The organism is Pedobacter agri PB92, assembly GCF_000258495.1.
GTDB lineage: Bacteria > Bacteroidota > Bacteroidia > Sphingobacteriales > Sphingobacteriaceae > Pedobacter > Pedobacter agri.
The window spans coordinates 1-8,586 of sequence record NZ_AJLG01000197.1 but is presented as its reverse complement, the minus strand read 5'-3'; the positions used below and the strand labels follow the sequence as shown (position 1 = coordinate 8,586).

Sequence of the window (8,586 nt, the reverse complement as noted above, 5' to 3'; positions counted from 1 at the left end):
AAGCAAGTAACAGGCCGATCACAATGATAATCAATCGAAACAATGCTACCTTTGAGCCTTTATGATCACTTGCGCCATCAAAACTGATCCTTTGCTCGCCAAAAAGTATAGGTACGTGTTTTTGCAGTTTATTGGAGATGTAAATGATCACTACAAAAAACACCACATTGCCCAAAGAGAAATGAATACTGCCAAAAGTTCGCTCTTTAGATAGTAAAGTATTCATCAAACTGGTTATACCGGAAGTCATACCCAGGTTGTTGAATAATACCATTAACCAGATGATGAAGCTAAATATGGCCAGTACCTTTTTGAATTTGGACTTTAAAGTATCAGGATTAAGCCTGGAGAAAAAACCCTTATTACAAGCGCTGATCTTGATTTGAAGTTCCAGCGCATCAATCATAACCTGGGCAAAAACCGCTAAAGAGATGATCTGCGTAAGGCTTATTACGCCCGCCAGTCCAAACGCTTTGGCCAAACTAATTCTTCCAAAAATATTAAGAATGATAGCCAGCCCGGTCATGAACACTAAAACAGCCGTTGCTATTTTAAAAAACCTTTTAGGGAATTGGGGAATTTTCACAGACCGATACATCTTGATGCCAAGCAGTAAAAAAAGCAGATGGATGCTTAGCAGGATTATTCTTGGTAAAAAAGCTTCGCTGATCAGGCTGGAAGAAAATATCAGAAAGATAAAGGCGCCTAGTATTAAAAACCAGGTATTTAGTGCTTTTTTTGATAAAACCTTTCGCAAATGAATTGTAATCACTACCATCAGCACCAGCTGCACCAATTCAATATATATAGAAGGCGCATCTGGCTGAAAAACGGGCAATATGCAAAGCAAAACAATAGTGCTGGCCATTACCGGATAGGCCCTTAAATAGTCGAATTTGATTTCTCCTATTTTTCGTTTAACCGATAAGCGTCTGGAGGTAATGAAATTGCGATGAACCCACACAAAAAAAATCGCTACCAATATCAGCACCATTAAACATGTATCCCATGTGGAGTTTAGAAAGTATTGAAGAATTTCTCCCTGTCCAAAAAAAGCATCTGACAATCTTGCACTGATCTGGCTTAAGCTAAAAAGATTCCATGGTGCTGCCCAGATGTATGGCACCTCACGGTTGGCGGCGATTCTACCTGACTTTTCCAACTGCTCATCGAGCGCCACCTGCAAATCATTTACTTCAATCCCCATGGAAGAAGCTTTTGCCAGTAGTTCGCCAACTTTTGAGAGATTTTTCCCGGTAACCTCGCCCACATCCTGTAAACGAAGTTTAATTTGCGACAATTGAGGCTTATATAATGCTTTCTGCGCATCCTGGTCATCGATCAAAAGCAGTGAGTCAGCGCTGAGATCAACTACCTGTTGAGACATTCTTTGTAGTTCGGAGTTGCTTTTCATCAATCTACCCGAAAGTGATGAAAGTTCAGTTTGAACATCCTTCAGAATTAATTTATAACTCATCAGGCTCCTGTTCTCCGTACTTTGCTTCCCCGTATTTAAATCTCTCCTTACTGAAGCGATACTTGATGCAAGCATACTCAATCGCTCCTGTACCTCAAGCACTCCATATCCCTTTTTGTTGGCCGCATTAACTTCTGTAATAGCCGCCTGCGCAGTTTGAATTCTAAAAAGTAAGGTATCCGGAATCACCTGTATGGAATCCTTCGCTCTTTTTAATGAATCCTGTGACCTTACTGAACCAGTAAAAATCAACATGGAGAAAATAAGGATGAAAACCGAACGTACGTAAAGCAAGGGAAAATTATACATATTTCTAAAAGGATTTAACTTAAAATAGTATTACAGCCAAATTCAATGCCAGGTAGCCAAAAACTTTCTAATTCTTTATTAATGAGAAAAGACCTACTTTTTTGCTAATCATTTCTCAGTTGAATAAAGATGTTAGTCTTCAGCATTTAAGTTACCTGTGTTTAACACATAGCTGGGCGATTGGTTTAAATATTTGTTGATTAATCCGAATTACACGACAGGCTGAGCAACTAAATAGCTGCTTAAGATGACTGATTTATGCGAAATATATCAACGCTGCACACATTGAAAAAGATTAAATATGGAAATAAAATCAAAACTTTCCGGCCCGATTATGGCTTGTTTAATAACACACAAATGATAATTATGGCTAAGAGAATATTTTTATTGGAAGACGACGAGGGCATTAGACAGGTAATTGAGCTGATTCTAAATTTGGAGAATTACGAGGTAACTAGTTTCGAGAATGTAGAAAAATTCATGGCTGCAAATCCCGATGATGTTCCAGATCTGTTTATATTAGATGTAATGCTACCGGATGGCAACGGTATTGAAGTTTGTAAAGAGTTAAGTACTTTACAAAAAGACGTTCCGGTAGTGATGATGAGTGCCCATTTTACATCAGCAGATATTGCTTTATCTTGCTCGGAAGCATCATTCATTCCAAAACCCTTCGATCTTAATACTTTAATCAATACGGTAAAACGCCTCATGAAGGATGAATAAGCTAATGGTGACTACACTGATGCAAATGGAATTTGTAATTGATGGAGCATATTGGTTTCTCAAATCAATTTAAGTTTATTTTTGTTAACCAATTGAAAATATCTATGCCGAAATATGCGATTAGATTTCAACATACAACACACATTTCATCAATATAACTCAGCTGCATTTGACAACAGGTATTCGCACAACTGAATTTGAATCAGAAGACAGGCAACAGCTTTATTTAATCATATTAGGTTTTGGATTGCTTAAATTCTTGATTCATCTTTTTACGTTAGAGGGCTACGGACTTCATGCTGATGAGCTCTATTATATCGAGCTGAGTCGGCATCTTTCCTGGGGTTATCTTGACATTTCGCCGTTTGTTACCTGGATCTCATGGATATCGGAAATCCTTTTCGGAAATGCTACCTTCAGTTTTCGTGTTCTCCCCTGCCTCTTTTCTTCAGCAACAGTGATTGCAACAGGTTATATTACCAAACTTTTGGGCGGAAAAAGATTAGCCGTTATTATTGCTTGTTCTGCATTAATTTGCTCCCCATCGTTTTTGGCAACCTCGTACCTGTTACAACCTGCAGTTTTCGATCAGTTTTTCTGGACACTACTTATCCTTGCCGTTATCGCCTATCAGCAGCACAAAAAAACATCCTGGTTGTACGTAGCCGCTATAGCGCTTGGAATTGGGATGCTCAATAAATATAGCATACTGTTATTGGCTGCATCAATTTTTTTTGCTATTCTGATAATTACACCAGCATCAATTGGTCGCCATGTAAAAAAGCTCTCGGGTCCGATCCTGCTTTGTGTGTTCATCATTCTGCCAAATTTAATCTGGCAGTTTTTCACGGCCTCCCTATTCTTCACTATACCGCTAGTGTAGGTAAAAATAATTTCGAAATCGATCTTTGGGATTACTTGTTGCAACTCTTTTTCTTTCACGGGGCAAGTGTAGCCATTTGGACTGCCGGATTAATATATTTGTGGTTTGAGCGGAAAGACCTCGAACAACTGAAATATTGGACCATCACATTTCTGATTATTATCATTTCTCTCACTTTTTTAAAGGGGAAACTTTATTATGGGCTGGGCATTTTTCCGCTACTTTTTGCGGCAGGTGGCCACTGCTGGGCGCAAATGTTGATGAGAAAATCAATCTCTATGAATATTTTTTTCTATCGGGATGATTTACTTTTTCGCATTGTTAAGCCTGCCTATCGTGATTCCGATTTTTTCAGTCGAAACTTGCAGGGCATACAGTAGAAAAATGATTGCATTGACTGACTTTTCCAGGCCTTTACGTTATGAGGATGGTAGCCAAGGGGGTATTCCTCAGTTCTTTGCTGATATGACCGGCTGGCAGGAATTAACATCAAGGGTTAATAGCATAGCGAATACCCAAATTGCTGAAAATAAGAAGGGTATCTATATCCTTACCAACAATTACGCCATCGCCGGAGCGCTTAAATTTTATGGAAAACCGGGTATTTCGAAAGTTATCTCTCCTGATAATAGTTTTTTGTTGTACTCCCCTGATCAGCTTAACATGCGTACCATTATTTATCTTTCCAAGGATTCGCCCCAGATGGTGGATAGGCTGGCAAAAAACGTGAAACTTCTTGGCAAACTCAGCACAGAAAATTCTCACATCAACGGACTTTATATTTATAGATTGATTATCCCATCATTAGCTATGAAGCAAAAATATGTGATGGATCGGATCAAATTTTATCCCGATTACGGTAAAAAATAAACCTTTTTCAGAATATATCATCCTCCGGTTCATCTTCATTTCTCACGAATTAAACATGCTGCTGCACTTGCGAGGAAATGAAAATATACGCAGCAAAATAATAGCGCCCTGCCAGATTTTTCTAAATTGTAAAGAATGCGGCAAGCAAACCTGCCGCATCCATCTAAAGCTTAATTAGTCAACTGCTATTCTAACATCAACTGCATTTACTCCTTTTTTGCCATCTTTAGTTTCAAAAGTTACTTCATCGCCTTCTTTAATGTTGTGTACCAAACCGGAAGCGTGAACAAAGATTTCCTCACCTGTACTTGACTTGATGAAACCAAAACCCTTAGTTTCATTAAAAAATTTTACTGTTCCTTTTTGCATTAGATTTTTTCTACTAAAATAATATTTTACTGTAACCTGAAGATCATACAAAATTCCTAATAGAGAAAATTTTATAATAAAAAAATATAATCCTACAATGCCTTTTTTCTATCCCGAAATTCCAAAAGTGCAAACACAGGTCAAATCAACTCTTAAAAAGAGTAAGGCTAAACAGGATTGATTTTGAACTGTTGGTATAGGAGAACAAAAACTAAGAAGATGATAGATAACAAAGATGACAAGACGCCACAGCAGCAACCATCGAGCTCAGCTGGCGAAAATGAACTGAAAGGCTCTAATACTGTGAAAAATCCGGATGATTGGACGACTGGCGATGAACCGATGACCGGTGCGCAGAGTTCTTATTTAAAAACATTATCTGATGAAGCCGGAGAACCTTTTGATGAACATTTATCAAAAGCAGATGCTTCAAAAAGAATTGATGAATTACAACATAAGACCGGGCGTGGTTTAGACACAGAAAAATAACCCTAATCTGGAATTGAGAACTTTTCAATTCCAGGTTTTTACGCCTTTTTCCGTTTTACTTCTAGGCATTCAAATACAACGCTCACTGAAATGTAACCTATATTTTGGTTAGTTATAAGTATTAGGCCACCTTGTCTAGCATTTTCCAAATATGTTTCTCAACTTGATAATGGCTTGTCGTAAAGTTGTTTTTACGCTCCCTACAGGCATATCAAGTTTTTCGGCAATCTCCTCATGCGTATAGCCCTGGTAATATGCCAGATCCAAAACCAGCTTTTGCTTCGAGGATAACTGTTCTAAAAGTTTTTTTATTCCTATTGCATCGGTATTCATCGAAAAAGTATGATTTTCGAGTTCCGTTTCAACATCTTCCAGTATCACATTTGCTTTATCCTGTCTGTATGACTTTTTACGTAAATGATCAAGTGCAGTATTACGGGTAATATTAAGCATCCAGGTGAAAAGACGAGATTTTTTCTCATCATAAGTATGGAGTGATTTCCTGATTTTCAAAAAAACCTCCTGAAGCAGGTCCTCAGCAGTTTCTTGTTGATTGACAATTTTCATGATTACTCCCATCAGGTTTGGTGCGTACATTTTGTATAATCTATTAAAAGATGATAGATCATTTTTCAATAAATCATTTACAAATAAATGTTCTGCAGTAACAAGCGACGGGACATCGATTATTGTTCTGGTATTGGGCTTGGTTAGTATAAATGCAATCATAGAATTTTGATTCAAACCAATAACATCATCCGAATCAATAAGTTTACAATATTCCAGAAAGCTATCGCTTTGTGATGAAGGGCAGCACCATGCAAATGAATTCAACAATTAAAGACAGCTTGATAAATTGATTTAAATATATAACAGCTGTGACTAAGGCAATTCCATCATCATAAACTCCTACAAGCTTATCGCTGTAATCCACTATAAAAACTTCTTAAAACTTTTGAGATTTTAGAAAGTTATAATAAACAAAATAGTTGATGGCAATAAATGCTAACCAGTTTCTGAGCACAAGAATTGGAACAACCTACAATCCATTTTTAAAGCTTTAAATTCATGTATTATTACAAAATTCTGCCTTTTGCCAGGCAAATATTATCTATGTCAGAAAAGATTTTTTTTAAAGCAATTGGAACAATTAATTTATGAGAATTTTACTTGTTTCAGGTCCCGGAATTTCACTTAAAGAACCCTTTGATAGCGGTATAGAAGCATTTATGGTTTCATTTGCTAATCAATTAATTAATGAAGGACATATTGTAGACATTATCGCCGCTGAAGCGGATGTCGATTCGAAATTTACACTGATAAACCCGTTTATTGAATCAACTTCAGATACCCCAAATGCTCTCGAATGCATTAGAGAAGAACGACAGTATAGAGCGATGCATATTGATCAGTATGATCTCATCCATTATAATATGTTTTATCCGCATTTGTTAAACGCAGTACTGAACTTTAATAAGCCATCATTTTTGACGCTACACTCACCAGCCGATGAAACCCGAGTGTCGACATACAAGCAGTTGTCTAGCGATGGAAAATTGAAATTCGTTGCCATATCAGAACGAATTAAATCTCAATGGGATGAAGCGTTAGGACAAGATATCCCATTGATCAATAACGGTATTAACATGGATATTTGGCCCGCAAAAAATTCAGCTAAGCGTGAATATTTACTTTGGTCAGCAAGAATTAATCAGAAGAAAAACGTAGCAGATGCCATTAAATTGGCAAAACACATGCAATTGCCGCTTAAGATTGCCGGCAGAATTGTCGATCAATCTTATTTCGACGATGAGGTTAGGCCTCATCTTGGCAATCAAATCGAATATGTTGGGCACCTGACACAATCCGAACTTAGCAGATTAAGTCATCGGGCATTCGCCTATCTTGCTACAGCTACCTGGCAAGAACCTTTTGGATTAGCTGCCCTTGAAATGTTGGCCAGTGGAATACCTGTTGTTGGCTATAATACAGCAGTTCCACCAAATTGGGCCAATGAAAGCGTCTTTACAACAGATTCATTGCGGTGGCAAGACCTTATAAGATTAGTAGAACAAAGTTATAGCATCAGTTCCGAAACATGTAGAAAATTTGCTTCCTCCATGAGTATCCAGCAGATGACTGTTGAATACATAAAATTATATCGCGAAGCACTTTCACAGGAAGCCAATGGCGACGAAATAGTCGGAAACCATTCGTTGCCAGTTTCGCTATCAAATCCTCAAACATTATAGCAACTTATAGTATATGAAGATTGCTGTGATAGCCAAAACCAGACTTCCGGTAGCTGAGCCATTTCGTGGAGGGCTTGAAGCTTTTACCCATGCTTTGTGTACAGAATACATCAGGCAAGGCCATACCATTACCTTATATGCGAATACGGGGAGTGATCCTAAACTTCATATTAAAGGATTTTACGGTGATGAGCATCGGGAAGATAAATATTACGAAATCTATGAGCAGGATGAATACCTTTCGATATTGAATGATATTGAAAAAAATGAATTTGATGTTGTTCATAACAACTCCACGCATGAACTTCCTATTTTGTGGGGTATAAAGGCATCAATTCCAGTAATTACTACATTACATACTCCGCCAATAAGCAAATTAAAAGCGGCAATAAAGATCTGTTCCAGCGCTCAAAACCTTCATTTTGTTATGCCTTCAAAAACATTTGAGACAACATGGCGGCCATATCTGAATAAGGATGCGAAGATTATTTATAACGGTGTGGATTTAGCTAAATGGCCTATGATTCGAAACCATCCGGAATATCTCTTCTGGTTCGGAAGAATTGTTCATGCTAAGGGGCTGGATATTGTACTTGATGCAGCACATGAAATCAATATGCCTTTAAAGTTTGCCGGACCACTTGATGATAAAGAGTACTTTAATGAACACATTACGCCACGTATGAGTAAAAACGATACCTACCTAGGCCATTTAAACCAGTTCGATATACATACAAACATGAGCGGCGCAGCCGTGGCAGTAAGTGCTGTCCGCTGGGAAGAACCTTTTGGCCTCACCAACATCGAAGCGATGTCATCGGGCGTACCCGTTGCAGGGTTTAACCGGGGCGCTTTTCCGGAATTAATAGATACAAACAGCGGAGTAGTTGCAGATCAAAGAAATGTGATATCACTTGTCAAAGCAATAACGCATGCTATACCACTTGAAAGCAATAAGGTTCGATTACACGCAGAAAAGTTTTCTTTGACAACAATGGTTAAGCAATACATTAACTATTTCGAGGAACTGATATGAGAGTACTATTAGTTGCCGGGCCATTTATTTCTCTTCGTGAACCTTTTAATGGTGGAACCGAAGCATTCATTGTTGCACATGCAAACCAACTGGTGCAAATGGGGCACACCGTTGATGTGATTGCAAAAGACACGGATGAAAGAAACCTGTTTAATGTAATTGAAAGTGTGTACGT

General features: G+C 37.9%; 9 protein-coding genes. 6 read left to right on the top strand and 3 right to left on the bottom strand.

Going from position 1 to position 8,586, the window contains the following annotated elements:
• The coding region (locus ON09_RS20560) for a hypothetical protein (RefSeq protein ID WP_010602955.1) at positions 1–1,786 on the bottom strand (1,786 nt) is incomplete at its 3' end.
• A 285-nt stretch (positions 1,787–2,071) separates the two neighbouring features.
• Here ON09_RS20560 and ON09_RS20555 point away from each other — a divergent pair.
• The 3 genes from ON09_RS20555 (at position 2,072) to ON09_RS20540 (ending at position 4,265) form a co-directional block, all read left to right on the top strand.
• Complete coding sequence (locus ON09_RS20555) at positions 2,072–2,512, top strand: response regulator (RefSeq protein WP_051010246.1); 441 nt, start codon at positions 2,072–2,074, stop codon at positions 2,510–2,512.
• Between the two features lie 169 nt (positions 2,513–2,681).
• Entirely contained in the window at positions 2,682–3,395 is a 714-nt protein-coding gene (locus ON09_RS20550; protein ID WP_029204516.1) for a glycosyltransferase family 39 protein, read from the top strand.
• Positions 3,396–3,779: 384 nt separating this feature from the next.
• A complete protein-coding gene (locus tag ON09_RS20540) occupies positions 3,780–4,265 on the top strand; it encodes a hypothetical protein (RefSeq protein ID WP_029204515.1) in 486 nt (161 codons plus the stop codon).
• A 174-nt stretch (positions 4,266–4,439) separates the two neighbouring features.
• Here the strand turns inward: ON09_RS20540 and ON09_RS20535 are convergent, their stop codons facing one another.
• Entirely contained in the window at positions 4,440–4,634 is a 195-nt protein-coding gene (locus tag ON09_RS20535; RefSeq protein ID WP_010602952.1) for a cold-shock protein, read from the bottom strand.
• 219 nt (positions 4,635–4,853) lie between these two features.
• Here ON09_RS20535 and ON09_RS20530 point away from each other — a divergent pair, with 219 nt between their 5' ends.
• Entirely contained in the window at positions 4,854–5,123 is a 270-nt protein-coding gene (locus ON09_RS20530) for a DUF3072 domain-containing protein (protein ID WP_010602951.1), read from the top strand.
• 135 nt (positions 5,124–5,258) lie between these two features.
• On the opposite strand, the gene ON09_RS20525 is transcribed toward ON09_RS20530, so the two are convergent.
• Positions 5,259–5,852: an RNA polymerase sigma factor gene (locus ON09_RS20525; RefSeq protein WP_157259034.1), complete on the bottom strand. Its 594-nt coding sequence runs from the start codon at positions 5,850–5,852 to the stop codon at positions 5,259–5,261.
• Positions 5,853–6,280: 428 nt separating this feature from the next.
• Between ON09_RS20525 and ON09_RS24500 the strand changes: the two genes are divergently transcribed.
• Positions 6,281–7,375, top strand: a complete 1,095-nt coding sequence (locus ON09_RS24500; RefSeq protein ID WP_010602949.1) for a glycosyltransferase — start codon at positions 6,281–6,283, stop codon at positions 7,373–7,375.
• A gap of 13 nt (positions 7,376–7,388) precedes the next feature.
• On the top strand, positions 7,389–8,411 hold the full coding sequence (locus ON09_RS20515) for a glycosyltransferase (protein WP_010602948.1): 1,023 nt from the start codon (positions 7,389–7,391) through the stop codon (positions 8,409–8,411).
• The last annotated feature ends 175 nt before the right edge of the window (positions 8,412–8,586 follow it).